Here is a 25,344-nt window from a genome sequence, read left to right as displayed (position 1 = left end):
GATGCGCGACCGCCGCCCGATCCGCCGCGCCGCCGCGACCGCCGCGGCCTGGGCCCTCGGCCTCGCCTGGCTGGCGCCGCTTCTCTATGCCGCCTGGACGGCCTTCCACACGGCCGAATACGCCACCCGCTTCGACCTCCTGGCGCCGCTCACGTTCGAGAACTTCGCCCGGGCCTGGGCGGCCGCGCCCTTCGCCCGGTATTTCCTGAACACGGTCCTCATCGTGACCCTGATCGTCGGTTCCCAGATGGTGCTCTGCACGCTGGCGGCCTTCGCCTTCGCGCGCTACCGCTTCACGGGGCGAAGCCTGCTCTTCGGCCTCGTCCTTCTGCAGCTGATGATCACGCCCGACATCCTCGCGGTGGTGAACTACCGGACCATGCGGGCGCTCGGCGCGGTCGACACGATCTGGGGCATCGCGCTCCCCTACCTCACCTCCGCCTTCGGCATCTTCCTCCTGCGCCAGACCTTCATGACCGTGCCGAAGGAACTCGACGAGGCGGCCCGCATCGAGGGCTGCGGCACCGCGGGCGTGCTCTGGCGCGTCTATGTGCCGGCCGCCCGGCCGATCTATCTCGCCTACGGGCTGGTCCAGGTCAGCTATCACTGGAACAACTTCCTCTGGCCGCTGATCATCACCAACTCGGTCGAGACCCGGCCCCTGACGGTCGGCCTCTCGGTCTTCGCCTCCGTCGACCAGGGCATCGACTGGTCGGTGATCACCGCCGCCACCCTCATCACCTCCGGCCCCCTGCTCGTCGCCTTCCTGGTCTTTCAGCGCCAGTTCGTGCAGTCCTTCATGCGCGCCGGCATCCGCTGAGGCGCGCCCTCGCGGCCCGCGTCTCGGCGCTCGCGAGAGGCTGCCCGGCGGGGGCTCTCGCTGGGGACCGCAGCGCTCCGGTCGCTGCTGCGGAACCTCGGGCCCGCGCCGGACCCTCCGGCTCCGCGCCACCGGGCGCCCGATGCCGCGCCCAGGCCCGCCTCACGCCGCCGTCGCGAGCCTTTCGCCGGCGCCGCGGTAGCCGATCGCCTCGGCGATGTGGATGCGGCCGACCTTCGGCGCCTCGTCGAGGTCGGCGAGCGTCCGCGCCACCTTCAGCACCCGGTGGTACCCGCGGGCGGAGAGCTTCAGCGCCTCGGCGGCCTCGACCAGAAGCCGGGCCCCGGAGGAATCCGGGCGGGCGATCTCCTCCACGACCGCCGGACTGCAGTCCGCGTTGGTGCGCAGCCCTTCGACGCCGAGGGCGGCGAAGCGCTCCCTCTGGATCGTGCGGGCCCGGGCGACCCGCGCCGCGACCTCGGCCGAGCCCTCCCGCGGCGCCGGCAGGACGAGGTCGGCGGCCGTCACCGCGGCCACTTCGACGCGCAGGTCGATCCGATCGAGGAGAGGGCCGGAGATCCGCTCCTGGTAGTCGTCCGCGCAGCGCGGGCCGCGCCGGCAGACGTGCCCCGGATCGCCGGCGTGCCCGCAGCGGCACGGGTTCATGGCCGCCACCAGCTGGATGCGCGCCGGATAGCTGACCCGGTGGTTCGCCCGCGCGATCATCACCGAGCCGGTCTCCAGCGGCTGGCGCAGGGAATCGAGCACCTGCGGGTTGAACTCGGGCATCTCGTCGAGGAACAGCACGCCGTGGTGGGCGAGCGAGATCTCCCCGGGCCGGGCCCGGATGCCGCCGCCCACCAGCGCCGCCATCGAGGCGGAGTGGTGCGGCGCCCGGAAGGGCCGGCGCGACGACAGCGCGCCCTCCGGCAGCTCGCCCGCGATGGAGGCGACCATCGAGACCTCGAGCAGCTCGCGCGGCTCGAGCGGCGGCAGGATCGAGGGCAGCCGGCTCGCCAGCATCGACTTGCCGGATCCCGGGGGGCCGACGAACAGGAGGTGGTGCCCGCCCGCCGCCGCGACTTCGAGCGCCCGCTTCGCCGTCTCCTGGCCCTTCACGTCCCTGAGGTCCGGCAGCGCCGGGCCGTTCTCCCGCATGCGCGGCGTCGGCCGGGCGATCGCCTGGGTCCCCTTGAAGTGGTTGGCGAGCTGGACGAGGCTGCGGCCCGCCACGATGTCGAGGTCGGGGCTCGCCCAGGCGGCCTCCGACCCGCAGTCCGCCGGGCAGATCAGGCCCTTGCCCAGCGCGTTCGCCCCGATGGCGGCCGGCAGCACGCCCGCGACCGGCGCGATCGTGCCGTCGAGCGCCAGTTCGCCCACCGCCGCGTAGCCGTCCAGCTGGTCGCCCGGCAGCGCCCCGATGGCGGCCATGATGCCGAGCGCGATCGGCAGGTCGTAGTGGCTGCCCTCCTTGGGCAGGTCCGCCGGCGCCAGATTGACGGTGATGTGCTTGGCCGGCAGCGCCAGCCCCGTCGCGTAGAGCGCCGCCCGGATCCGCTCGCGGCTCTCCGCCACCGTCTTGTCCGGCAGCCCGACGATCGCGAAGACCGGCTTGCCGCCGGTCAGCTGGACCTGCACGTCGACGGGAACCGCCTCGATCCCCTGGAACGACACCGTCGTGACATGCGCGACCATCGACAACGCCCCTCGGAAACACTCCGGGAATTCCTAGAACGTTCTCAGAACGAATGCAACCCCGAATCATGATTTGCACACACAGATTGCAATCGACGCATGCGACCGGGCGCCGCCGCCGCCGCCGCGGCCCGCCCCTTCGTCATGACACCGTCAGCCAATCGTGCTTAGTGGTCGCGCTGGCCGCCGCGGGCGGCCTCCTGCGGTGCAACCTTCATGACCGACGCGCTCGACGCCCCCGCCTCCCCAGGTCGCCGGCCCGCAGCCGCCCTGTTCGACCTGCTGCCCTTCCGCGACCTGCCCCTCGGCCGCCTGCCGCTCGCGCCCGGAGTGGCTCTCCCGCTGCCGCTCGGGCCCCTGCCGGGTGCCCGGGAGACCTCGCTCGGCCGGATCGGCAGCCTGGAGGTGCGGCTCGCGCGCACGGTCGGCGAGGTTCGCCGCTGCCAGAAGCTGCGCTACCGCGTCTTCTACGAGGAGCTCGGCGCGGTCGCGGACGGCCGCACGCTCGTGACCGGCCGGGACGCCGATCGCTTCGACCGGGTCTGCGACCACATGCTGGTGGTCGATCACGAGTCCGTCGAGCCGCGTCGCTTCGGCCGGACCGGCCCGCGCATCGTCGGCACCTACCGCCTGCTCCGCCAGGAGGCGGCTGCCCGCGCCGGCGGCTTCTACACGGCCTCGGAGTTCGACGTCGCCCCCCTGATCGCCCGCAAGCCGGGCCTTCGCTTCCTGGAGCTCGGCCGCTCCTGCGTGCTCCCGGAATACCGCACCAAGCGCACCGTCGAGCTGCTCTGGCACGGGGTCTGGGCCTATGTCCTGCGCCACCGCGTCGACGTGATGATCGGTTGCGCCAGCCTGGAGGGCACCGACCCGGACCGCCTCGCCCTGCCGCTCTCCTTCCTGCACCACCATGCGCGCGCCGACGCCGAGTGGCGCGTCTCGGCGCGCCCGGAACGCGCCGTCGCGATGAACCGGCTCGCCCGCGAGGCCGTCGACGCGCGCCGCGCCCTGCAGGCCCTGCCGCCCCTGGTCAAGGGCTACCTCCGCCTCGGCGCCATGATCGGGGACGGCGCCGTCGTGGATGCCCAGTTCGGCACGACGGACGTCTGCATGATCCTGCCCGTCGCCCGCATCTCGACCCGCTACGTGAACTACTACGGCGCCGACGCGAGCCGCCACGCCGCGTGAGGGCCGCTGCCGCGAGCCGGGGAGGGCATCAGCTTTTCGCCAGCGCGGCTTTCAGCCGGTAGAGGGCCTCCAGCGCCTCGCGCGGGCTGAGGTCGTCGGGCGCCAGCGCGGCCAGTTCCTGCAGCGCCGCGGCCGCGCCCGGCGGCACAGTCGGCGCGGGCGTCTCCGCCGGCCCGGGATCCGGCGTCCGGGGCTTCAGCGCCGAGAAGAGCGGCAGGTCGTCGATCAGCGTGGAGGCCGGCCGCTTGCGGTCGTGCTCCTCGAGCTGGCGCAGCACCTGCCGGGCCCGCTCGATCACCCCCGCCGGCAGGCCCGCGAGCCGTGCCACCTGGATGCCGTAGGACCGGTCCGCCGCCCCCGGCACGATCTCGTGCAGGAACACGACATCGCCCTTCCACTCGCGCACCCGGACCGTGGCGTTGACGACGCGCGGCAACCGGTCGGCCAGCCCGGTCAGCTCGTGATAGTGGGTCGCGAAGAGGGCGCGGCAGCGATTCACCTGGTTCAGGTGCTCGATCGCCGCCCAGGCGATGGAGAGGCCGTCGAAGGTCGCCGTGCCGCGGCCGATCTCGTCGAGGATCACCAGCGAGCGCCGCCCCGCCTGGTTGAGGATCGCCGCCGTCTCGACCATCTCGACCATGAAGGTCGACCGCCCGCGCGCCAGGTCGTCGGCCGCCCCGACGCGGCTGAAGAGCCGGTCGACGATGCCGATCCGGGCCTCCGCGGCCGGCACGAAGGCGCCCGTCTGGGCCAGGATCGCGATCAGCGCGTTCTGCCGGAGCCAGGTCGACTTGCCGCCCATGTTGGGGCCGGTCAGCACCACGAGCCGTCCGTCCTGGTCCGGCGCCGCCGGCCCGATGTCGGCGTCGTTGGCCACGAAGGCATCCTGCCCGTCGCGCCTCAGCGCCTGCTCGACGACCGGGTGCCGCCCGGCCCGGATGCGGAAGTCGAGCCCTTCGGTCACGACCGGCCGGACGTAGCCGTCCTCCGCCGCCAGCGCCGCGAAGCCCTGCGTCACGTCCAGCACCGCGAGCGCCTCGGCGGCCCGCCGGATCCGATCGCCGGCCGCGACCGCCTCCGCGGCGAGCGTTTCGAAGATCTGGCTTTCCAGTCCGAGCGCCCGCTCGCCCGCCGAAGCGATCCTGGCCTCCAGGTCGGCGAGCTCGACGGTCGTGAAGCGCACCGCGTTGGCGAGCGTCTGCCGGTGGATGAAGCGCGCCGACAGGGGCGGGCCCATGAGCTTCTCGGCATGTGCGGGCGTCGTGTCGACGAAGAAGCCGAGCACGTTGTTGTGCCGGATCTTGAGGGAGCGGATGCCGGTCTCCGCTTGGTAGTCCGCCTCCAGCCGCGCGATCAGCCGGCGCGAATCGGCGGAGAGCTCGCGGCACTCGTCGAGGGCCGCCGCGTAGCCGGCGCGCACGAAGCCGCCGTCCCGGCGCACCAGCGGCAGGTCGTCGGCGAGCGCCCGTCCGAGCTCGGACGCGAGCTCGGACGGGGCCGCGGCGAGCGCGTCGCGCGCCTCCGCGATCTCGGGCGGCGGCAACGCCGCGTCCGCGAGCCGCGCGGCGATGCGCAAGGCCGCCTCCAGGCCGCCCCGGATCGCGCCGAGGTCGCGCGGGCCCCCCCGCTGCAGCGCCAGCCGGCCGAGCGGGCGTGTCATGTCGGGGGCCGCCTTGAGGGCCTGCCGCAGGTCCGCCGCCAGCAGCGTGTCGTCGGCGAGATACGCGACCGCGTCGAGCCGCCGCTCGATGGTGGCCGCCACGGTCGACGGGCTCGCCAGCCGCTCGGTGAGGAGGCGCTGCCCGCCGCCCGTCACGGTGCGGTCGATCGCCCCCGCGAGGCTGCCGCGGCGGTCGCCCGAGAGCGTGCGCAGGATCTCCAGGTTCGCCCGCGTGGCCGCGTCGATCAGCATGACGGCGGCACCCGCCTCGCGCACCGGCGGGTCGAGCCTGGCGCGCTTGCCGATCTGCGTCTTCTCCACGTAGGCGACGAGCCCCGCCGCCGCGGCCGTCTCGGCGCGGCCGAACACCCCGAAGCCGTCGAGGGTCGAGACGGCGAAATAGCCCGCGACCCGGTCGGCCGCCGTCGCCCCGTCGAAGAGCGCGGCCGGCACCGGCGTCACGGCGGCGCGGCACTGGCGCCACACCGGCTTCAGCGCCTCGTCCTCGAAGACGCGGTCCGGGACGACGATCTCCTTCGCGTCGATCCGCGCCAGATCGGCGGCCAGGCGCGGCCTGTCCGTCTCCGCGAGCCTGAACGCGCCCGTCGAGATGTCCGCCCAGGCGAGGCCGAAGCGGTCCTCCGCCTCACCGCCGCCCCGCGTCCGCGCGATCGCCAGGAGCCAGTTGGAGCGGCCCTCGTCGAGGAGCGTTTCCTCCGTGATCGTGCCCGGCGTGACGAGCCGGACGACGTCGCGCCGCACCACCGCCTTCGCGCCGCGCTTGCGCGCCTCGGCCGGATCCTCGAGCTGTTCGCAGACCGCGACCCGGAACCCGAGCGCGATCAGCTTCTGCAGGTACTCGTCGGAGCGCACGACCGGCACGCCGCACATCGGGATGTCCTGCCCGAGATGCTTGCCGCGCTTGGTCAGCACGATCCCGAGCGCCCGCGAGGCCTCCACCGCGTCGTCGAAGAAGAGCTCGTAGAAGTCTCCCATCCGGTAGAAGAGCAGGCAGTCCGGATTGGCGGCCTTGATCTCCATGAACTGCGCCATCGAGGGCGTCACGTGCCCCGCTGCGGCGTCGATCTCGGGCTCTGCGATGTCCGTCATGGGCCCGGACGCTAGCAGATCGCCCCCGCGCCGCGCGAGGCCGGCGACCGCCGCCCATCCGGAATTCCACGGGTTTGAGCAGTCCGGCCCTCCGCACCCTTGAGGCGGCAGAATGTCGCAGATAAGGTCGGCTCCCCAAGGTCGGGGCACGGCCCGGAAAGAAGAATTCCCATGGAGACGAACAACCGCGGCGGCAGGGCGCGTTTCTCCCTGACCGACCAGGAGGCCCTGCAGTTCCACGCCCAGGGCAAGCCCGGCAAGCTCGAGGTCGTCGCCACCAAGCCGATGGCGACCCAGCGCGACCTGTCGCTCGCCTATTCGCCGGGCGTCGCCGTGCCGGTAAGGGCCATCGCCGAGAACCCGGCCGCCGCCTATGACTACACCGCCAAGGGCAACATGGTGGCGGTGATCTCGAACGGCACCGCCATCCTCGGCCTCGGCAACCTGGGCGCGCTCGCCGCCAAGCCCGTGATGGAGGGCAAGGCCGTCCTCTTCAAGCGCTTCGCCGACATCGACTCCTTCGACCTGGAGGTCGATACCGAGAACGTCGACGAGTTCGTCGCCGCCGTCCGCCATCTCGGCCCGGCCTTCGGCGGCATCAACCTGGAGGACATCAAGGCCCCGGACTGCTTCGTCATCGAGCAGCGCCTGCGCGAGCTGATGGACATCCCCGTCTTCCACGACGACCAGCACGGCACCGCCATCATCGCCATGGCGGGCCTGATCAACGCGCTGCACCTGACCGGCCGGCGTATGGAGACCACCAGGCTCGTCTGCAACGGGGCCGGCGCGGCCGGCATCGCCTGCATCGAGCTGCTCAAGGCGCTCGGATTCCGGCACGAGAACGTCATCCTCTGCGACACCAAGGGCGTCGTCTACAAGGGCCGCGTCGAGGGCATGAACCAGTGGAAGTCGGCCCATGCGGTCGAGACCGACGCCCGCACCCTCGCCGACGCCATGGTGGGGGCCGACGTCGTTTTCGGGCTTTCGGCCAAGGGCGCCTTCACGGACGCGATGATCCGCTCCCTCGCCCCGAACCCGATCATCTTCGCCATGGCGAACCCGGACCCGGAGATCACGCCCGAGGAGGTCGCGGCGATCCGGGACGACGCCATCGTGGCGACCGGCCGGTCGGACTACCCGAACCAGATCAACAACGTGCTCGGCTTCCCCTACATCTTCCGCGGCGCCCTCGACGTGCGGGCGAGCCGCATCAACGAAGAGATGAAGGTCGCCGCCGCCCGCGCGCTCGCCATGCTGGCCCGCGAGGACGTGCCCGACGAGGTCGCCGCCGCCTACAGCGGCCACCGCCCGAAGTTCGGCCGCGACTACATCATCCCGGTCCCGTTCGACCCGCGTCTGCTCTCCGCCGTGCCCTCGGCGGTGGCCGAGGCGGCCATGCGCTCCGGCGTCGCCCGCCGCCCGATCGCCGACCTCGACGCCTACCGCCTGCAGCTTTCCGCCCGCCGCGACCGGGTCGCCGGCAGCCTCCAGCGGATCTTCAGCGAACTGCGCGCCCGGCCGAAGCGCGTGGCCTTCGCGGAGGGCGAGGAGGAGCAGGTGATCCGCGCCGCCGTGTCCTTCGCGGCCCAGGGCCTCGGCACCCCGATCCTGATCGGCCGCGAGGACCGCATCCGCGACACCGCAGCCCGCGCCGGCATCGAGCTCCGGGGCGTGCAGGTCCACAACGCCGCGCTCTCGGACCGCAACCGGGTCTATGCCGAGACGCTCTACGCCCGCCTGCAGCGCAAGGGCTGGCTCTTCCGCGACTGCCAGCGCGTGGTCAACCAGGACCGCAACCACTTCGCCGCCCTGATGCTGGCGCACGGCGACGCCGACGCCATGATCTCCGGGGCGACGCGACACGCCGCCACCGTCCTCGACGACGTCCGCCGGGTCATCGACCCCCGTCCCGGTCACCGCGTGATCGGCGTCTCGCTGGTCATCGCCCGCGGCCGGACCGTGGTGGTCGCCGACACCGCCGTCACCGAGATGCCGACCGGCGAGGAACTCGCCGACATCGCCACCGAGGCGGCCCGCGCCGCCCGCAAGCTCGGCTACGAGCCGCACGTGGCGCTGCTCGCCTACTCCACCTTCGGCCAGCCGCCGGGCGAGCGCTCCGCCAAGGTCCAGGAGGCCGTGCAGATCCTCGACCGCCGCGGCGTCGACTTCGACTACGACGGCGAGATGTCCGCCGACGTTGCCCTCGACCCGGAGAAGATGGCCGCCCACCCCTTCTGCCGGCTGAAGGGACCCGCCAACGTGCTCGTCATGCCGGCGCTCCATTCCGCCGCCATCTCGACCCGGATGCTGCAGGAGCTCGGCGGCTGCACCGTCATCGGCCCGCTGATCTTCGGCCTGGAGAAATCCGTCCAGATCGTCCCGCTCGGCGCCAAGGATTCCGACCTCGTCAACATGGCGGCGCTCGCCGCCTACGGGGTGGACGCCTGACCGGCCGGCCGCGCCGGTCGGGCTCATCCGTTCTTGTGGAATCCGCAACGGCTCGGCGCTAACCTCGCGCCCCTTCGAGGGGCGCTGAGCGGGACCGGACCACCATGGCAACACACAAGGGCTTCGAGTCCCTCGTCGACGCGGACGCGCTCAGGCGGCGCCTGGCGGCCTTCGTCGAGCCCGGTTCGGACGGCGGCAATCCGGCCATCCGCGCCAAGGTCCTGTCCGCCCTGAAGGAGGTCCGGGCCGCCACCCGCGCCCGCATCGAGGCCCTGCTGCTCGAGGACCGCCGCGGGTCGCTCTGCGCCGAGCGCCTCTCCTACGTGCAGGACCAGATCATCCGGGTCGTCTACGACTTCGCCATCCAGTTCGTCTATCCGGTCAAGAACCCCTCCTCGGCCGAGCGCATGGCGATCACGGCGGTCGGCGGCTACGGCCGCGCCACGCTGGCGCCGGGCTCCGACATCGATCTCCTGTTCCTGCTTCCCTACAAGCAGACGCCCTGGGGCGAGAGCGTCATCGAATACATCCTCTACATGCTGTGGGACCTCGGCCTGAAGGTCGGCCACGCCACCCGCAACGTCGAGGAGTGCATCCGCCTGTCGCGGTCGGACCTAACCATCCGCACCGCCATCCTGGAGGCGCGCTACATCTGGGGCGACGAGCCGCTGTTCCGCGACCTGACCCGCCGCTTCGACGAGGATGTCGTCCGCAACACCGGATCGGAATACATCGCCGCCAAGCTCGGCGAGCGCGACGACCGCCTGAAGCGCCAGGGCACGTCGCGCTACCTGGTCGAGCCGAACATCAAGGAGGGCAAGGGCGGCCTGCGCGACCTGCAGACCCTCTTCTGGATCGCCAAGTACTTCTACCGCGTCCGCCAGCCCGAGGACCTGATCGGCGCGGGCGTCCTCTCCAAGGCGGAGTATGTCCGCTTCAAGCGCTGCGAGGACTTCCTCTGGGCGGTCCGCTGCAACATGCACTTCGTCACCAACCGCTCGGAGGAGCGGCTGAGCTTCGAGCTGCAGCGCGAGATCGCTCGCCGGCTCGGCTATGTCGAGCGTGCCGGCCTGCGCGCCGTCGAGCGTTTCATGAAGCACTACTTCCTGGTCGCCAAGGACGTCGGCGACCTGACGCTGATCTTCTGCGCGGCGCTCGAGGAGCAGCACGTCAAGACCGCGCCGGTCCTGAACCGCTTCATCAGCCGCTTCACCCGCCGGACCCGCAAGGTGCTCGGCGGCGGCGCCTTCACGGTCGACAACGACCGCATCAACGTCGCGGACGCGGACGTCTTCCGGAAGGATCCGGTCCAGCTCATCCGGCTCTTCGCCATCGCCGACAAGGAGAACCTGGCGTTCCACCCGGACGTCCTCAAGCTGGTCACACGCTCGCTCAAGCTGATCGACGACGACCTGCGCCGGAACCGCGAGGCGAACACGCTCTTCCTCGACGTGCTCACCTCGCGCAACGACCCGGAGACCATCCTGCGCCGGATGAACGAGACCGGCGTGCTCGGCCGCTTCGTGCCGGAGTTCGGCAAGGTGGTCGCGATGATGCAGTTCAACATGTACCACCACTACACGGTGGACGAGCACCTGATCCGCTCCATCGGCGAGCTGTCGCTGATCGAGAAGGGCAGCCGCGCCGCAGAGCTTCCTCTCGCCACCGAGCTGATGCCCGGCATCCAGAACCGCCGGCTCCTCTACGTCGCCCTCTTCCTGCACGATGTCGGCAAGGGCCGGCCGGAGGACCACTCGTTCATCGGCGCCCGCATCGCCGCCCGGCTCTGCCCGCGCTTCGGCCTCTCGCCGGCCGAGACCGACACCGTGGTCTGGCTGATCGAGAAGCACCTGGTCATGAGCGTGGTCGCCACCAGCCGCGATCTCAACGACCGCAAGACGATCCGCGATTTCGCCGAGGTGGTGCAGAGCCCCGAGCGCCTCAAGATGCTGCTGATCCTGACCGTGGCTGACATCCGTGCCGTCGGCCCGGGCGTCTTCAACGGCTGGAAGGGCCAGCTCCTGCGCACGCTCTACTACGAGACCGAGCCCTACCTCGCCGGCGGCCACAGCCAGATCACCCGCGACCAGCGCGTCGCGGCGGCCAAGCGCGAGCTCTCCGACAAGCTCGCGGGCTGGAGCGATGCCGAGAAGGCCGCCTATGTCGAGCGCCACTATCCGCCCTACTGGCTGCGCGTCGACCTCCCCAGCAAGCTGAACCACGCCGAGTTCATCCGGGCGGCCGACCGGGCCGGCAGGAAGCTCGCCACCCGCGTGACGCCGCGCGCCTTCCAGGGCGTGACCGAGATCACGGTGCTGGCCTCCGACCACCCGCGCCTCCTGTCGATCATCGCCGGGGCCTGCGCGGTGGCGGGCGCCAACATCGTCGACGCCCAGATCTACACGACCACCGACGGCCTCGCCCTCGACACGATCTACGTCAGCCGCGAGTTCACCGACGACGGCGACGAGCAGCGCCGCGGCAGCCGCGTCTCGGCCCTGATCGAGAAGGCGCTCGCCGGCGAGGAGCGGCTGCCGGAGCAGATCGAGCGCAAGGCGCTGGCCAAGCCCCGCGTCAAGGCCTTCCAGCTGCCGACCGACGTGATCGTCAACAACTCCTGGTCCGACCGCTTCACCGTCATCGAGGTGTCGGGCCTCGACCGCCCCGGCCTCCTCTACGACCTGACCCGCGCCATCTCGGACCTGAACCTGAACATCGCCTCCGCCCACATCGCCACCTTCGGAGAACGCGCCGTGGACGTCTTCTACGTCACCGACCTCTTCGGCCAGAAGGTCGAGGCCAAGGCGCGCGAGCGTGTCGTGCGCGAACGCATGATGAAGGCCTTCGACGGCACCCGCGACGAGGCCGGGCCGGCCCCAAAGCGCGCCAGCGCCGGCTAGCGGCCGGCAAGCGGGTCCAAGCCGGCCGGACCGCGAACAGTCGGGGGGATAACCCGGCCGGACTCCGTCCGTTCTGGCGACAGCCGCGCCTGCCTGCGTTATAAGCAGGTCCCATCCGGCGGAGCGCGCATGTCCCTCGTCCGCAACTTCATGAGCGTCGGCGCCGCCACCCTGGCGAGCCGGGTGCTCGGTTTCCTGCGCGACACCCTGATCGCCGCCGCGCTCGGCACCGGTCCGGTCGCGGACGCCTTCGTGGTCGCCTTCCGGCTGCCCAACCTGTTCCGCCGCCTCTTCGCCGAGGGCGCCTTCAACGCCGCCTTTGTGCCCCTCTACGCCCGCGTGCTCGAGGCCGAGGGGGAGGGCGGCGCCCGCCGCTTCGCCGCCGACGTGCTGGCCGTCCTGCTGGTCGCGGTGCTCGCCTTCTCGGGCCTCGCCATGCTGGCCGCGCCGGGGCTGGTCTGGGTGCTCGCGCCCGGCTTCGCGGCCGACCCGGAGAAGTTCGGCCTCGCCACGCTCCTGACGCGGATCTGCTTCCCCTACCTGGCCGCCATGGCGCTGATCGCGCTGATGGGCGGCATCCTCAACGCGCACCGCCGCTTCCTCGCCGCCGCGCTCGCCCCCGTGCTCCTCAACCTCGTGCTGATCGCGGCGCTGCTCGCCGCCCTTTCGGCCGGCCTCGCCCGCACCCGCGAGGCGGGCATCTGGCTCGCCGCCGGCGTTTCCCTCGCCGGCCTCGCCCAGCTCGCGCTGGTGACCGTCGCGGTAAGCCGCGCCGGCTGGGCCCCGCGCCTCGTCCGCCCGCGCTGGACGCCCTCGGTCGCCCGGCTCCTCCGGTTGGCGGTGCCGGGCGCGATCGCGGGCGGCATCGCCGAGATCAACATCGTGGTCGGCACCATGATCGCCTCCCTGTCGGCGGGCTCGGTGGCGTTCCTCTACTATGCCGACCGCGTCTACCAGCTCCCCCTCGGTCTCGTCGGGGTCGCGGTCGGAACCGTCCTGTTGCCCGAGATCGCCCGCCAGCTCCGCGCCGACCGCGAGGACCTGGCGCTGGCGGCCCAGAACCGCAGCCTGGAATTCGCCGCGGTCCTGACCCTGCCCGCCGCCGTCGCCCTGGTGGTCGCGGCGCAGCCGATCGTCGAGGTCCTGTTCGAGCGCGGCGCCTTCGGCCCGCAGGACACCCAGGCGACCGCCGAGGCGCTCCTGGGCTTCGGCTACGGCCTGCCGGCCTTCGTCTTCGTCAAGGTCTTCGCCCCGGGCTTCTTCGCCCGCGAGGACACCCGCACCCCGATGGTGGTCGGCGCCGTCTCGGTGGCGGTCAACGTCGCCCTGTCGCTCGCCCTCTATCCCGTCTTCGAGCACGTCGCGATCGCCCTCGCCACCTCGGCGGCCGGCTGGGTCAACGCGCTCCTGCTCTGGGGCCTCCTGGTCCGCCGCGGCCACTGGCGCGCCGACGGCGAGCTCGAGCACCGCCTGCCGCGCATCGCCGGCGCGGCCGCCGCCATGGGGGTCGTCGTCTGGCTCCTGGCCGACCTGCTGGAAGGCTGGACCGGGGCCGAGAACCCGCTGCCCGTCAAGCTCGGCGCGCTGGCGCTCCTCTGCGGTTCCGGCTTCGTCGTCTTCTTCGCCCTGGCGCATCTCATGGGCGGCGTCGACCTGCGCCGCCTCCGGGCCCTCGTCGCCCGCGAGCGGACCGCCGCGGCCGAATAGTCGCGCCGCCACGGCCCCTGCCGGCTCGTGCCCGATCCGGCGCCCCGCCCCTTGCTCCCGTCCCGCACATCGCCTAAGACCCCGCGACCCGCGAGGACTTGCCCATGACCGACGCCCCCCAGACCACCTTCGAACCGCTCGTCTTCTCGGGCGTCCAGCCGACCGGCAACCTGCATCTCGGCAACTACCTCGGCGCCATCCAGCGCTTCGTCGCCATGCAGGACACCCACCCCTGCATCTATTGCGTGGTCGACCTGCACGCCATCACGGCGACGCTCGTCCAGCCGGACCTGGTCCAGCAGACCCGCGAGGTCACGGCCGCGTTCCTGGCCGCCGGCATCGACCCGAAGCGGAACATCGTCTTCAACCAGAGCCGGGTCCACGAGCACGCCGAGCTCGCCTGGGTGTTCAACTGCGTCGCCCGCCTCGGCTGGCTGAACCGCATGACCCAATTCAAGGACAAGGCCGGCAAGGACCGCGAGAACGCCTCGACGGGCCTCTACGCCTACCCGAACCTGATGGCCGCCGACATCCTGGTCTACCGCGCCACCCACGTGCCCGTGGGCGAGGACCAGAAGCAGCATCTCGAGCTCGCCCGCGACATCGCCCAGAAGTTCAACAACGACTTCGCGGGCCGCATCGCCGAGCTCGGCCTCGGCGACGCCTTCTTCCCGCTCCCCGAGCCGCTCATCCAGGGCCCGGCGACGCGCGTCATGAGCTTGCGCGACGGCACCAAGAAGATGTCGAAGTCGGACCCCTCCGACTATAGCCGCATCAATCTGACCGACGACCAGGACACGATCGCCCAGAAGTTCCGCAAGGCGAAGACCGACCCCGAGCCCCTGCCGACCGAGCCGAAGGGCCTGGAGAACCGCCCCGAGGCCGACAACCTCGTCGGCATCTACGCCGCCCTCTCGGGCGACACCCGCGAGGCCATCCTCGGCCAGTACGGCGGCGGCCAATTCTCCACCTTCAAGCAGGCCCTGACCGACCTCGCCGTCACCAAGCTCGCCCCCATCAACGCCGAGATGAAGCGCCTCCTGGCCGACCCCGGCCACATCGACGCGGTCCTGAAGGACGGCGGCGAGCGCGCGAGCGCCATCGCCGCGCCCGTGATGGACGCGGTGAAGGACGTGGTGGGGTTTCTGAGGTGACGATACCGTTTGGCTAACTAACGATGGGTCCTTATAGACTCCGGTGTAATAACGACAAACATACGTCGGTCTCTTGAGTCTTGGCCAACGTTCCATTCGTGGTCAATTAAGGAGAGGGCAACCAGCAAACGTTCAGCTGTGCGTGACTCTCGACATCTTTCAAACCTAATCAGGCTGAGCGTCTTAAATCGTCGCCGGCCGACTCCGGTGCGAGCTGCGATAGCCTTAAAATCGGGATCTAAGGTCACAAGTACGGCGTTGTTTGCTTCAGCTACGGCCGCAACTAATGTATCGGGCGAGTCAGGAGCGGTTTTTGTTCGTAAACGAATTACATTTCGGCTTTGCCCTTCCAGAGCTTTCGCCACAGACTCCGGTACGCAATGGTCAATGAAGAAACGCATACTTGTAGGACTCGATTACGCAGCGCTCGTCTGTCCATGTTGGAGGGCAGCTTCGATGTCCTCCGCAGTCAGATCTGGATACTCCTCAATAATCTGATCCGCTGAATAGCCGTCCTCATGAAATCGCTGGATTGCTGATACGGGTATGCGGGTGCCCGCGATTACCCAGGCATTTCTCGCAACGGTTTTGTGACGCATTACTTGCCCTTGCGTTCCTTCACGACGCGCTCGGAGCTTCAGTATCTCTGCTTTCGTTTCTTCGATCATGTTAGTGAGGGGAAGTTCCATCACGTATTGGCCAGACAGCACCGCCTCAGGTTTTCCGGTTTCAGGATTCACGAAAATGACCTCCCGGTTGATGACGAACAGGGTTGTCTTGGTCCACAGTTGATCCTTGAGATGACTAAGCTTGTCGGCGACCTTGCGAAGGTGCTGCAGTGGAACTTTGTTCTGGATACGCAGAATCTCAAGAGTCTTAAGTGCCACCATGTCCTTAAATGAATAGAATCTGCTGTATGCTGCGCTTGAGCTGTCTTCAACGTAGCTTGGAGTAAAAAAGTTTGTCTTCGCCCAATAGCGTAGCCTCCCCTTCGACAGGGATGTGATTCGTGTCACCTGTTCCTCAGAGAAAGCAGCAATAATGCTGCTTACATCAAGAGATGGTGGTTCTAGGGGTTCAGTAGGTTTTCTTTGCATGAGTTCGTCTTCTATCTCGACCTCTTAGCACACCGTTCGCAAAAAGGAAATTACGGTTGATTCGATTGTCTAGCTGCCAGGTAGAGTAGAGTTTAGAATGTGTGCGTCGCTTCGTGCCGCTCGCAGCCTCACACCACCCGCCAAACCGCCCCGGTCCCCCGGTCCCGCACCAGATCCACCCGCCCGCCGTCCCAGTGATAGTCAAGGTGCCGCGCCTGCCTCACCCCGGCGGCGAGGTCGGGGAAGAACAGTCCCGCGCAGTCCCCGCCCGGCATCCGCACGCTCGGATACACGATCCCCTCCGATCCGGCCGCCCTGAGCGCCGCCCCGAAGGCCTGGGCGGCGGCATAGTCGTCCGGGTCGAGGAGCGGTTCGCGGCCGGGGAGGGGGCGGATGTCGTGGAGGTCGGCCCGGACGTCGAGCAGGATTTCGCGGAACTGGCTTGTCCAGCCGGGCGCCTCGGCGGTCGAGGCCATGAAGCGGGCGTGGTGGTGGATCGTTTCGAACAGCGCGACCTCGAAGCTCCGGCCGACATAGAGCACGCCCAGCCGCCCGTCCGAGAAGCGGCTCGGCCGGTCCGGGCTCGTGTGCGTGAAGGGCGCCATCAGGGCGGAGGCGCCCGGCCCCGATACCCGCCGCTCCGGCGGCACCAGGTCGAGCGCCCCGATCGTCTCCATCAGGCGCGGGTTGGTCTTCGTCTCCGCGGCGATCAGGAGTGGCCAGTCGGCCGGGTCGGCGATGTCCTCGAAGAGGTCGATCGGCGGATGCCGGCTGCGGATGATCCGGACCGCTCCCGGCCAGTCCACGGCCGCGACCGGCACCGCGCCCGCATCGATCACCACGCGCCCCGCTCGGCGTCGAGGAGCCGCCGCACCCGCATCAGGTCCGTCAGCTCGCCCCCGAGCATGACGTCCAGCGCCGAGCGGCCCGCGAAGGCCGCGTTCGGCGCCCTGATCCAGCGGTAGCCGCGCTCGGGCTCGGCGAAGACGATGCGCAGCGCCTTGTGGATGCCCATCAGGTTGGAGAGCCGCGCCTTCCGGTCCCGGTCCATGCGGCCGGTCGCGCCCGCCTTCCAGCGCGCGAAGGTCCGCGCCGGCAGGTCGAGCAGCACCGACGCCTCCGCGTCCGACACGCCCCAGCGGGCGAAGAGCCTCAGCGCCGCGCGGAACATCGCGGCCGCCTCCGCGTCGGTGATGGGACCGGGCCGGACGTCGCCGGCCTCGGTCGGCACGGGAAGGAGCGAAGCCATGCGAGCATCTCCGGTCATATGGCATCAAGATAGGCCCGACAATGCCGTTCGGCAATCCCGCCGGCCCAAGCCGTCCCTTGCCGCCGCCCCCGCCGCGTCCTAGCATCACCCCATGGTCCAGCGGCGCCGATCCCTCGAAGAAGGCCACAAGCGCAAGTTCCTCGTCGTCGTCGACGAGACGCCCGAATGCGACCGCGCGCTCGTCTACGCGGCGCGCCGGGCCGAGCGGACGGGCGGCGCCCTGGTGCTCCTCTTCGTCATCGACGACCAGGATTTCCGCGGCTTCCTCGGCGTCGAGCAGATGATGCGCCAGGAGGCCCGCCAGGCCGCCGAGTTGACTCTCGGCAAGGCCGCCGCGCACGCCCGCTCGGTCGCCCGGATCGACCCGGAACTGGTCGTCACCGAGGGCACGCGCTCCCAGGAGGTCCAGAAACTGATCGAGCGCGATCTCGACATCGCCATCCTGGTGCTCGCCGCCGGGGTCTCCTCCGAGGGGCCCGGCCCGCTCGTCACCGCGCTCGCCGGCCGGGCCGCCGGCTCCTTCCCCATCCCCATCACGATCGTGCCCGGCGACATGAGCGACGAGGACCTCGCCGCCGTCGCCTGAAGCCCCGCCGGCCGCCGCCGACGCCGTTGCGCCATGCCCGGATTCGGCCTATCCCGTCCCGGATACCTCCCCCGCGCCGCTCGGCGCTTGATCCGGCGCGGGCCCGGCTTACCTTACCTCTCACCATGCTCCGGGCCTTGAACCCGAGAGGAGGACGAGAATGTTCATCCAGACCGAGACGACGCCCAATCCCGCGACCCTGAAGTTCATCCCGGGCCGGGTCGTCCTGCCCGACGGCACCGAGGATTTCCGCACGCCCGACGAGGCGGTCCGCTCCCCGCTCGCCGAGAAGCTCTTCGGCATTGAGGGCGTCTCGGGCGTCTTCTTCGGCCACGACTTCGTCACCGTGACGAAGGCCGGCGCGGAGTGGCCCCACCTGAGGCCCGCGATCCTCGGCGTCATCATGGAGCACTTCATGTCCGGCGCGCCGGTCATGCGGGACTCCGGCGGCGACGAGCCCGTGGCCGGCGAGGAGTTCTTCGATCCCTCGGACGCCCAGACGGTCGCCACCATCAAGGAACTCCTGGAGACCCGGGTCCGCCCGGCGGTCGCCAACGACGGCGGCGACATCACCTTCAAGGGCTTCCGCGACGGGGTCGTGTACCTCAACATGAAGGGCGCCTGCGCGGGCTGTCCGTCCTCCACCGCGACGCTCCGCCACGGCATCCAGAACCTGCTCCGCCACTTCCTGCCGGACGTCCAGGAGGTCCGCGCGGCCTGACCGCGCGGCGCCGCCCGGAGCGGCCTTCCTGACGCGGAGGTGACCGAAAGTCGCCTCGACAGCCGGCCCCCGCGCGCGTCAAATGCCGCGATGCTGACCCTCGCCCTCGACACGGCCCTCGATGCCTGCGCGGTCGCGCTCCTTCGCGACGGGCGCATCCTCGCGGCCGTGACCCGCGACATCGGCCGCGGCCATGCCGAGGTCCTGATGGCCGTGGTCGCGGAGGCGCTGGCGGCGGCCGGCGGGCTCCGCATCAAGGACTGCGACCGCTTCGGCGTGACCGTGGGTCCCGGCAGCTTCACCGGCATCCGCGTCGGCCTCGCCGCCGCCCGCGGCTTCGGGCTCGCCGCCGGCCGACCGGTCGTGCCCGTCACCACCCTCGAGGCCATCGCGGCCGACGCCGCTGGCTCAACGGACCCGCAGGCGCCCATCCTGGTCGCCCTCGACGCCCGCCGAGGCGAGGTCTACGCCGGTCTTTTCGCCGCCGCCCCGGGATCCGAGCCCGTCCCGCTCTCGGCCCCCGCCGCCCTCCCGCTCGCCGAGGCCGCCGCCCTGGCGGTGCGCGCCGGAGCCGTCCTCGCCGGCTCGGGCGCCGCCCTGGTGGCCGCCGCCGCGCCATCCCCGCTGCGCATCCTCGGCGAGGCCCGCTACCCCCGTGTCGAGACCGTCGCGCGCCTGGCGGCCGCCCGCCCGGCCCCCGGGCGCCCCCCCGGACCCGTCTATCTCCGCGCCGCCGATGCCAAGCCGCAGGAGGGGTTCCGCATCCCCCGCGCGCCCGAGGCCGGGGCGCCCGCCCACGCCCGGCCATGAGCGGCCTCCTCTGGTGGTTCGAACCCCCGCCGGTCTCCATCGAGACCGCGCGGTCGGGCGACGTCCCCGAACTCGCCGCCATCCATGCCGCCTCCTTCGCGCACCAGTGGAGCGCCGACGAACTGCGCGAGCTGCTGCGCGACCCGGCCGTCCTGTGCCTCGTCGCCCGCCGCGCCAATCTCTTCGGCACCCGCCGGGCGGTCGGCTTCCTGCTCGTCCGGGCCGCCGCCGACGAGGCCGAGATCCTGACCGTGGCGGTCGACCCCCGCAACCGCGGCCGGCGCATCGGCCGGCAGCTCGTCGAGGCCGGCTTCCGCAAGCTCTACGGCGAGCGGATCCGGACCGTCTTCCTGGAGGTCGACGGCGGCAACGCGCCGGCCGTCGCGCTCTACCGCCGCCTGGGTTTCCGCCAGGTCGGCGAACGCAAGGGCTACTACCGGTCGGCCTCCGGCCCGGCGACCTCCGCGCTTGTCATGCGGGCCGATCTCGGCTAATCGCGCTGGCGTCGAGACCGGGAGAATGCGGCCTTGAACGCAGCCGAAGAGTCCAGCACACCGGAACCGACCCTCGAGGAGCAGTGCGAGGCGAGCGGCATGCGCATGACCGAGCAGCGCCGCGTCATCGCCCGGGTGATCGCCTCCGCGGACGATCATCCCGACGTCGAGGAGCTGCACCGCCGCGCCGCTGCCGTCGACCGCCGCATCTCGATCTCCACGGTCTACCGGACCGTGAAGCTCTTCGAGGACGCCGGCATGATCGAGCGCCACGATTTCCGCGATGGCCGCGCCCGCTACGAGCCCGTGCCGGAGGAGCACCACGACCACCTGATCGATCTGCGCTCCGGCCGCGTCATCGAGTTCCGCAGCGAGGACATCGAGAAGCTGCAGGAGATCGTCGCCCGCGAGCTCGGCTTCCGCCTCGTCGACCACCGGCTGGAACTCTACGGCGTCCCCCTCGACGACAAGGACAAGGGCCCGGCCCGGTGACCCGTCCCGCCCGCGCGGCGGGACCGCCGCCCCCGGTCGTCCTCGAGCCCGCGCCGGGCCGCCCGCCTCTCGTCGGCCGCCTGCGCGGGACGCTCGCCGTCCTGTGGCTCGCCCTCCTGACCCTCGCGGCCGTGCCGCTGCAGGCCCTCGCCGTCCGGCGCGGCTGGCCCCTGGCCGCGACCCTCCCGGTCTGGTGGCACCGCCGGGCTCTCTCGGCCGTCGGGGCGCGGCTGACCGTCCACGGGGCGCCCTGCCGCGACCGCCCGCTCCTGGTGACGCCCAACCACGTGTCCTGGCTCGACATCTGCCTCGTCGGCAGCCTTCTCCCGGTCGCCTTCGTGGCCAAGTCCGAGATCGCCGGCTGGCCCCTCTTCGGCTTCCTCGCCAAGCTGCAGCGCAGCCTCTTCGTCGACCGCAGCCGGCGCACCGACACTGCCCGCGTCAGCCACGAGATGGCGGCCCGCATGTCGGCCGGCATCCCGGTCGTCCTCTTCCCGGAGGGGACCTCCTCGGACGGCGTGCACGTGCTGCCCTTCCGCTCCGCCCTGATCGGCGCCGCCCGCGCCGCCATCCTGAAGGGCGGGCACGAGCGCGTCTGGGTCCAGCCCCTGGCCCTCGCCTTCACGCGCCGCGGCGGCCTGCCGGTCGGCCATGCCGGCCGGCCCCGCATCGGCTGGTACGGCGACATGGACATGGTCCCGCACCTTCTCGCCACCCTGTTCGGGCCGCCGCTCGACGTCGAGCTCGTCTGGGGCGAGCCCATCCCCTTCGACGAGACGAGCGACCGCAAGCTTCTCGCCCGCGCCCTTGAGCGCGAGGTGCGCCGGCTCTCGGCCGCCGCCCGCCGCGGCCGAGAGCCGGCCCCGGGCGGGCTCCCGGCCGCCCCCGCCCCGACCGGCGTCGTCCCCGCGGGGCCGTAGGGCCCCGGCGGCCACGCCGCTATTCTCTCCGGCTCCGTTTCGCGCTATCAGAGCCTGGGGAGACCGGCGGTCGCGCGCCGCCCGCGCCGTCCCCGAGAACCGATCGCGAGCCTGATGACCGAGACGAAGAAAGTCCTCGTGCGCACCTACGGGTGCCAGATGAACGTCTACGATTCCGAGCGGATGACCGATGTTCTCGCGCCCGAGGGCTATGAGCCGACGGACAGCCTCGACGAGGCCGACCTGGTCCTGCTCAACACCTGCCACATCCGCGAGAAGGCCGCCGAGAAGGTCTATTCGGACATCGGCCGCCTGCGCCGCCTGAAGGACGAGCGGGCGCTCGAAGGCCGGGCACTGACCATCGGGGTCGCCGGCTGCGTCGCCCAGGCGGAGGGCCGCGAGATCATGCGCCGCGCCCCCGCGGTCGACCTCGTCGTCGGCCCGCAGAGCTACCACCGCCTCCCCGAGCTCCTGGCGGAGGCCACGGACCGCCGCCGCCCCGTCGAGACCGACTTCGCCATCGCGGAGAAGTTCGACGCCATGCCGGCGACCCCGGCCGTCCGCATCGCCGCGCGCGGGCCGACCGCCTTCCTGACCATCCAGGAGGGCTGCGACAAGTTCTGCACCTTCTGCGTCGTCCCCTACACGCGCGGCGCCGAGGTCTCCCGCCCGCTCGACCGCATCGTCGAGGAGGCCGAGCGCCTCGCCGCCGCCGGCGTGCGCGAGGTCACGCTCCTCGGCCAGAACGTCAACGCCTGGCACGGCCTCGGCCCTGACGGGCGGGAATGGACGCTCGGTCGCCTGTGCGAGCGCCTCGCCCGCGTGCCCGGCCTCGCGCGCATCCGCTACACGACCAGCCACCCGCGCGACATGGACGACGCCCTGATCGCGGCCCACCGGGAACTGCCGCAGCTCATGCCCTACCTGCACCTGCCGGTGCAGTCCGGCTCCGACCGCATCCTCAAGGCCATGAACCGCCGCCACACCGCGGCGGACTATCTGCGCCTCGTCGAGCGTATCCGCGCCGCCCGCCCCGACATCGCGCTCTCGGGCGACTTCATCGTCGGCTTCCCCGGCGAGACCGACGCTGACTTCGCCGACACGCTCGCCCTGATCGAGGCGGTCGGCTATGCCTCCGCCTTCACCTTCAAGTATTCCCCCCGCCCCGGCACGCCCGCCTCCACGCGCGACGACCAGGTCTCGGAACGGATCAAGGCGGAACGGCTTTCGGCGCTGCAGGCGGCGATCGACGCCCAGACGAAAGCCTTCAATGCGAGCCGTAAGGGCATGGTGATGGACATCCTGGTCGAGAAGGCGGGACGCCATGCGGGCCAGTTGGTCGGCCGCTCGCCCTGGCTCCAGCCCGTCCACGTCGACGGCCCGGCCTCCCTCGTCGGCGAGATCGTCGAGGTCCGCGTCGACGACGTCGCGGGCTACAGCCTCTTCGGCGCGGTCGTGGGCGAAGGCCCCTTGCCCGCCGGCGCGGCGCATCCCCATATCCGCACCTTCACCAAGGAACCGGCGCGACCAACCGCCGGAGGAGCGCACGGTTGAAAGAGGCCACCACCCGCCCTGAGCCGACCTTCCCGGTCGTGGCTCACGCCTCCGACCTCACCCACGTGGTGCTCGCCTTCGACGACAACCGGCTCGTCGGCGACCTCTACGGCCAGTTCGACCAGAACCTCGCCGAGATCGAGCGCCGCCTCGGCGTCACCGCGATCGCGCGCGGCAATCAGGTGACCATCAAGGGCCCGCACCAGGCCTGCGAGCGCGCCCGCATGGTCCTGGAGAGCCTCTACGAGCGGCTCCAGCAGGGCGGCGACGTCCACCCCGGCGACGTCGACGGCGCCATTCGCCTCGCCGAGGCGACCGACGCGCAGCTGCCGCTGCCCACCCTCGAGCCGAAGGGCCGCTTCTCCCCGGCCCAGATCGCCACCCGCAAGAAGACCGTGGTGGCCCGCACGGCCGGCCAGGACGCCTATATCCGCGCCATGGACCGCGCCGACCTGGTCTTCGGCATCGGCCCGGCCGGCACCGGCAAGACCTATCTGGCGGTCGCCTACGCGGCCGCCCTGATCGAGCGCGGCGACGCCAGCCGCCTGATCCTGTCGCGGCCGGCCGTCGAGGCCGGCGAGCGCCTCGGCTTCCTCCCCGGCGACATGCGCGAGAAGGTCGATCCCTATCTCCGCCCGCTCTACGACGCCCTCTACGACATGATGCCCGCCGAGAAGGTCGAGCGCGGCCTGCAGTCGGGCATGATCGAGGTGGCGCCGCTCGCCTTCATGCGCGGCCGCACCCTGTCGAACGCGGTGGTTCTGCTCGACGAGGCGCAGAACTGCACCACCATGCAGATGAAGATGTTCCTGACCCGGCTCGGCGAGAACTCCAAGATGATCGTCACCGGCGACCCGACCCAGGTCGACCTCGGCCCGGGCCAGAAGTCCGGTCTCGTCGACGCCCTGGAGATCCTCAGGGGCGTCAAGGGCGTCGTCACCGTCGGCTTCACCGAGAAGGACGTGGTCCGCCACGAGCTGGTGGCCCGCATCGTCAAGGCCTACGACGACGTCTCGCGCGAGCGCCTGGCCGCGGCGGCGGCGGCGGGCTCCGCCGGGAGCGCCCGGCCGTGACCGACCGACCTCCAGGTCCGGGTCCGGTCGCGGTCGACATCCTGGTCGAGGCCGCGGACTGGGGCTCGGAAGCCGACTGGCGCCCGCTGGTCGAGGTTGCCGTCGCCGCCACGGTGGCGGCCGGGGCCTTCGAGGCGCCCGCCGGGGCCGAGGTCTCGGTGGTCCTGACGGACGACGCCCGGATCCGCGTGCTCAACCGCGACTTCCGCGGCTTCGACAAGCCCACCAACGTGCTGTCGTTTCCCGGCTCTGACGAGGACGAGGACCTCGGCCCGCTGCTGGGCGACATCGTGGTGGCCCGCGAGACCGCCGCGCGGGAGGCGCTCGACGAAGGCCGCCCGCTCGCGCATCATGTCTCCCACCTCATCGTTCACGGCCTCCTGCATCTGGTCGGCTACGATCACGAGGAGGAGGCGGACGCCGAGGCCATGGAGCGGCTCGAGACCCGCATCCTGGCCGGGCTTGGAATACCGGACCCCTATGCCGGCACCGTCCCGGAGACGGCGGGTGGCGGGGCGATCGAGACGAAGGCGAGATGAGCGACATCCAGAATACGGGACAGAACGGCGGGTCCCCGGCCCATGACGGCGGCGAGGGCCGCGAGGGCGACAGTCGGTCCGGCGAGAGCTGGATCGACCGATTGATGACCGCGGTCGGGCTGAAGCCCTCGACCGCTTCCCTGCGCGACCATCTCGAGACGGTCCTGGAGACCGAGGCCGCCGGCGACGCGACCTTCACGCCCGAGGAGCGGGCGATGATCCGCAACATCCTCCGCCTGCGCGAGACGCGCGTGGAGGACGTGATGGTGCCCCGCTCCGAGATCACCGCCATCGCGGCCGACGTGACGCTGACCGAGCTGATGCTCGCCTTCAAGGAGTCCGGCCACAGCCGCATGCCGGTCTACCGGGAGAGCCTGGACGACGCGAGTGGCATGGTCCACATCCGCGACCTCATGGGCCACATCGCCGAGGAGGCGACCGTGCGCGCCTCCCTGGTCGAGACCCGGGAGGAGCGTTCGGCCGGCATCTACCTGACCCAGGTCGACCTCTCCCGCCGCCTGGAGGACGCCGGCCTGATCCGCCCGGTGCTGTTCGTGCCCGCCTCCATGCCGGCGACCGATCTCCTCGCCCGCATGCAGGCGAACCGCATCCAGATCGCGCTGGTCATCGACGAGTTCGGCGGGGTCGACGGCCTCGTCAGCCTGGAGGACATCGTCGAGACGGTCGTGGGCGATATCGAGGACGAGCACGACATCGCCGAGGAGGCCGCCGACGTCGTGCCGGCCGGGGAGGGGACCTGGATCGTCGACGGGCTCGTCGAGCTCGACGACGTCGCCGCCGCGACCGGGATCCGCTTCGAGGGCGAGGCCCTGCCGGAGGACGTCGAGACGATCGGCGGCCTTGTCTTCGCGCTCGCCGGCCGCATGCCGGCCATCGGCGAGGTGGTCCGCTCCGAGAAGCTGCCCGGCGTCGCCCTCGAGGTGCTCGATGCGGATTCGCGCCGGGTCAAGCGCCTGCGCGTCTCCGGCATGGCGGCCCGGCCCGACGACCTGACCCTGCGCCGCCTCGGCGCCGCTTGACGGGTGCCGGCCGCCGGGGCGAAGCAGGCAGGATGTGCCTGGACCTTGATTCGGCCGGAGGCG

The 25,344-nt window shown here is 71.3% G+C and carries 22 protein-coding genes; 16 read left to right on the top strand and 6 right to left on the bottom strand.

Features of this window, described 5'->3' with window-relative positions:
- Position 1: 1 nt before the first annotated feature.
- Positions 2–820 (top strand): carbohydrate ABC transporter permease, encoded by an 819-nt coding sequence (locus WBG79_RS15415; protein ID WP_337358081.1) that lies wholly within the window; start codon positions 2–4, stop codon positions 818–820.
- 162 nt (positions 821–982) lie between these two features.
- On the opposite strand, the gene WBG79_RS15410 is transcribed toward WBG79_RS15415, so the two are convergent.
- A complete protein-coding gene (locus WBG79_RS15410) occupies positions 983–2,515 on the bottom strand; it encodes a YifB family Mg chelatase-like AAA ATPase (RefSeq protein ID WP_337358080.1) in 1,533 nt (510 codons plus the stop codon).
- A 216-nt stretch (positions 2,516–2,731) separates the two neighbouring features.
- Here WBG79_RS15410 and WBG79_RS15405 point away from each other — a divergent pair, with 216 nt between their 5' ends.
- Positions 2,732–3,703, top strand: coding sequence for a GNAT family N-acetyltransferase (locus WBG79_RS15405; RefSeq protein ID WP_337358079.1), 972 nt, complete (start codon positions 2,732–2,734; stop codon positions 3,701–3,703).
- 28 nt (positions 3,704–3,731) lie between these two features.
- Here WBG79_RS15405 and mutS read toward each other — a convergent pair whose 3' ends face one another.
- Positions 3,732–6,473 (bottom strand): DNA mismatch repair protein MutS, encoded by a 2,742-nt coding sequence (mutS, locus tag WBG79_RS15400; RefSeq protein WP_337358078.1) that lies wholly within the window; start codon positions 6,471–6,473, stop codon positions 3,732–3,734.
- Positions 6,474–6,644: 171 nt separating this feature from the next.
- Here mutS and WBG79_RS15395 point away from each other — a divergent pair, with 171 nt between their 5' ends.
- From WBG79_RS15395 to trpS, 4 genes are all read left to right on the top strand, one after another.
- On the top strand, positions 6,645–8,924 hold the full coding sequence (locus WBG79_RS15395; RefSeq protein WP_337358077.1) for an NADP-dependent malic enzyme: 2,280 nt from the start codon (positions 6,645–6,647) through the stop codon (positions 8,922–8,924).
- Between the two features lie 104 nt (positions 8,925–9,028).
- Positions 9,029–11,824 (top strand): [protein-PII] uridylyltransferase, encoded by a 2,796-nt coding sequence (locus WBG79_RS15390; RefSeq protein WP_337358076.1) that lies wholly within the window; start codon positions 9,029–9,031, stop codon positions 11,822–11,824.
- A gap of 129 nt (positions 11,825–11,953) precedes the next feature.
- Positions 11,954–13,531 carry a murein biosynthesis integral membrane protein MurJ gene (gene murJ / locus WBG79_RS15385; protein WP_337358075.1) on the top strand — a complete coding sequence of 526 codons (1,578 nt, stop codon included), beginning with the start codon at positions 11,954–11,956 and terminating at the stop codon, positions 13,529–13,531.
- Positions 13,532–13,635: 104 nt separating this feature from the next.
- Complete coding sequence (gene trpS / locus WBG79_RS15380; protein WP_337358074.1) at positions 13,636–14,685, top strand: tryptophan--tRNA ligase; 1,050 nt, start codon at positions 13,636–13,638, stop codon at positions 14,683–14,685.
- A gap of 17 nt (positions 14,686–14,702) precedes the next feature.
- Here trpS and WBG79_RS27630 read toward each other — a convergent pair whose 3' ends face one another.
- From WBG79_RS27630 to WBG79_RS15365, 4 genes are all read right to left on the bottom strand, one after another.
- Positions 14,703–15,086 (bottom strand): DUF5615 family PIN-like protein, encoded by a 384-nt coding sequence (locus WBG79_RS27630; protein ID WP_443147463.1) that lies wholly within the window; start codon positions 15,084–15,086, stop codon positions 14,703–14,705.
- Positions 15,087–15,101: 15 nt separating this feature from the next.
- Positions 15,102–15,782: a DUF433 domain-containing protein gene (locus WBG79_RS15375; RefSeq protein WP_337358073.1), complete on the bottom strand. Its 681-nt coding sequence runs from the start codon at positions 15,780–15,782 to the stop codon at positions 15,102–15,104.
- Positions 15,783–15,910: 128 nt separating this feature from the next.
- A complete protein-coding gene (locus WBG79_RS15370; protein WP_337358072.1) occupies positions 15,911–16,624 on the bottom strand; it encodes an RES family NAD+ phosphorylase in 714 nt (237 codons plus the stop codon).
- Positions 16,618–17,031 (bottom strand): MbcA/ParS/Xre antitoxin family protein, encoded by a 414-nt coding sequence (locus WBG79_RS15365; protein ID WP_337358071.1) that lies wholly within the window; start codon positions 17,029–17,031, stop codon positions 16,618–16,620. Before WBG79_RS15365 ends, WBG79_RS15370 begins: the two co-directional genes overlap by 7 nt.
- A 112-nt stretch (positions 17,032–17,143) precedes the next feature.
- On the opposite strand from WBG79_RS15365, the gene WBG79_RS15360 reads away from it, so the two are divergent.
- The 10 genes from WBG79_RS15360 to WBG79_RS15315 all read left to right on the top strand — a co-directional run bounded on the left by WBG79_RS15360 (position 17,144) and on the right by WBG79_RS15315 (position 25,281).
- Complete coding sequence (locus WBG79_RS15360; protein WP_337358070.1) at positions 17,144–17,638, top strand: universal stress protein; 495 nt, start codon at positions 17,144–17,146, stop codon at positions 17,636–17,638.
- A gap of 160 nt (positions 17,639–17,798) precedes the next feature.
- On the top strand, positions 17,799–18,359 hold the full coding sequence (locus WBG79_RS15355) for a NifU family protein (RefSeq protein ID WP_337358069.1): 561 nt from the start codon (positions 17,799–17,801) through the stop codon (positions 18,357–18,359).
- A gap of 90 nt (positions 18,360–18,449) precedes the next feature.
- Positions 18,450–19,169: a tRNA (adenosine(37)-N6)-threonylcarbamoyltransferase complex dimerization subunit type 1 TsaB gene (gene tsaB, locus WBG79_RS15350; protein WP_337358068.1), complete on the top strand. Its 720-nt coding sequence runs from the start codon at positions 18,450–18,452 to the stop codon at positions 19,167–19,169.
- Positions 19,166–19,663, top strand: coding sequence for a GNAT family N-acetyltransferase (locus tag WBG79_RS15345; protein ID WP_337358067.1), 498 nt, complete (start codon positions 19,166–19,168; stop codon positions 19,661–19,663). Before tsaB ends, WBG79_RS15345 begins: the two co-directional genes overlap by 4 nt.
- 99 nt (positions 19,664–19,762) lie before the next feature.
- Entirely contained in the window at positions 19,763–20,155 is a 393-nt protein-coding gene (locus WBG79_RS15340; protein ID WP_337358775.1) for a Fur family transcriptional regulator, read from the top strand.
- Positions 20,152–21,075, top strand: a complete 924-nt coding sequence (locus WBG79_RS15335; RefSeq protein WP_337358066.1) for a lysophospholipid acyltransferase family protein — start codon at positions 20,152–20,154, stop codon at positions 21,073–21,075. The genes WBG79_RS15340 and WBG79_RS15335 overlap by 4 nt, the downstream gene beginning before the upstream one ends.
- Before the next feature lie 114 nt (positions 21,076–21,189).
- Complete coding sequence (gene miaB, locus WBG79_RS15330; protein ID WP_337358065.1) at positions 21,190–22,629, top strand: tRNA (N6-isopentenyl adenosine(37)-C2)-methylthiotransferase MiaB; 1,440 nt, start codon at positions 21,190–21,192, stop codon at positions 22,627–22,629.
- A complete protein-coding gene (locus tag WBG79_RS15325) occupies positions 22,626–23,702 on the top strand; it encodes a PhoH family protein (protein WP_337358064.1) in 1,077 nt (358 codons plus the stop codon). The genes miaB and WBG79_RS15325 overlap by 4 nt, the downstream gene beginning before the upstream one ends.
- Positions 23,699–24,241 carry an rRNA maturation RNase YbeY gene (gene ybeY / locus WBG79_RS15320; protein ID WP_337358063.1) on the top strand — a complete coding sequence of 181 codons (543 nt, stop codon included), beginning with the start codon at positions 23,699–23,701 and terminating at the stop codon, positions 24,239–24,241. The genes WBG79_RS15325 and ybeY overlap by 4 nt, the downstream gene beginning before the upstream one ends.
- Entirely contained in the window at positions 24,238–25,281 is a 1,044-nt protein-coding gene (locus WBG79_RS15315) for a hemolysin family protein (protein WP_337358062.1), read from the top strand. The genes ybeY and WBG79_RS15315 overlap by 4 nt, the downstream gene beginning before the upstream one ends.
- Positions 25,282–25,344 lie beyond the last annotated feature (63 nt).

It is taken from the genome of Prosthecomicrobium sp. N25, from assembly GCF_037203705.1.
Classification (GTDB): domain Bacteria; phylum Pseudomonadota; class Alphaproteobacteria; order Rhizobiales; family Ancalomicrobiaceae; genus Prosthecodimorpha.
The sequence above is the reverse complement of the archived record's forward strand: the minus strand, read 5'-3'. Positions and strand labels throughout refer to the sequence as shown.

Coding starts and splice junctions, on each gene's coding strand:
- WBG79_RS15415 (WP_337358081.1), top strand. CDS start 2: ATGCGCGACCGCCGCCCGATCCGCCGCGCCGCCGCGACCGCCGCGGCC.
- WBG79_RS15410 (WP_337358080.1), bottom strand. CDS start 2,515: ATGGTCGCGCATGTCACGACGGTGTCGTTCCAGGGGATCGAGGCGGTT.
- WBG79_RS15405 (WP_337358079.1), top strand. CDS start 2,732: ATGACCGACGCGCTCGACGCCCCCGCCTCCCCAGGTCGCCGGCCCGCA.
- mutS (WP_337358078.1), bottom strand. CDS start 6,473: ATGACGGACATCGCAGAGCCCGAGATCGACGCCGCAGCGGGGCACGTG.
- WBG79_RS15395 (WP_337358077.1), top strand. CDS start 6,645: ATGGAGACGAACAACCGCGGCGGCAGGGCGCGTTTCTCCCTGACCGAC.
- WBG79_RS15390 (WP_337358076.1), top strand. CDS start 9,029: ATGGCAACACACAAGGGCTTCGAGTCCCTCGTCGACGCGGACGCGCTC.
- murJ (WP_337358075.1), top strand. CDS start 11,954: ATGTCCCTCGTCCGCAACTTCATGAGCGTCGGCGCCGCCACCCTGGCG.
- trpS (WP_337358074.1), top strand. CDS start 13,636: ATGACCGACGCCCCCCAGACCACCTTCGAACCGCTCGTCTTCTCGGGC.
- WBG79_RS27630 (WP_443147463.1), bottom strand. CDS start 15,086: ATGCGTTTCTTCATTGACCATTGCGTACCGGAGTCTGTGGCGAAAGCT.
- WBG79_RS15375 (WP_337358073.1), bottom strand. CDS start 15,782: ATGCAAAGAAAACCTACTGAACCCCTAGAACCACCATCTCTTGATGTA.
- WBG79_RS15365 (WP_337358071.1), bottom strand. CDS start 17,031: ATGGCTTCGCTCCTTCCCGTGCCGACCGAGGCCGGCGACGTCCGGCCC.
- WBG79_RS15360 (WP_337358070.1), top strand. CDS start 17,144: ATGGTCCAGCGGCGCCGATCCCTCGAAGAAGGCCACAAGCGCAAGTTC.
- WBG79_RS15355 (WP_337358069.1), top strand. CDS start 17,799: ATGTTCATCCAGACCGAGACGACGCCCAATCCCGCGACCCTGAAGTTC.
- tsaB (WP_337358068.1), top strand. CDS start 18,450: ATGCTGACCCTCGCCCTCGACACGGCCCTCGATGCCTGCGCGGTCGCG.
- WBG79_RS15345 (WP_337358067.1), top strand. CDS start 19,166: ATGAGCGGCCTCCTCTGGTGGTTCGAACCCCCGCCGGTCTCCATCGAG.
- WBG79_RS15340 (WP_337358775.1), top strand. CDS start 19,763: ATGCGCATGACCGAGCAGCGCCGCGTCATCGCCCGGGTGATCGCCTCC.
- miaB (WP_337358065.1), top strand. CDS start 21,190: ATGACCGAGACGAAGAAAGTCCTCGTGCGCACCTACGGGTGCCAGATG.
- WBG79_RS15315 (WP_337358062.1), top strand. CDS start 24,238: ATGAGCGACATCCAGAATACGGGACAGAACGGCGGGTCCCCGGCCCAT.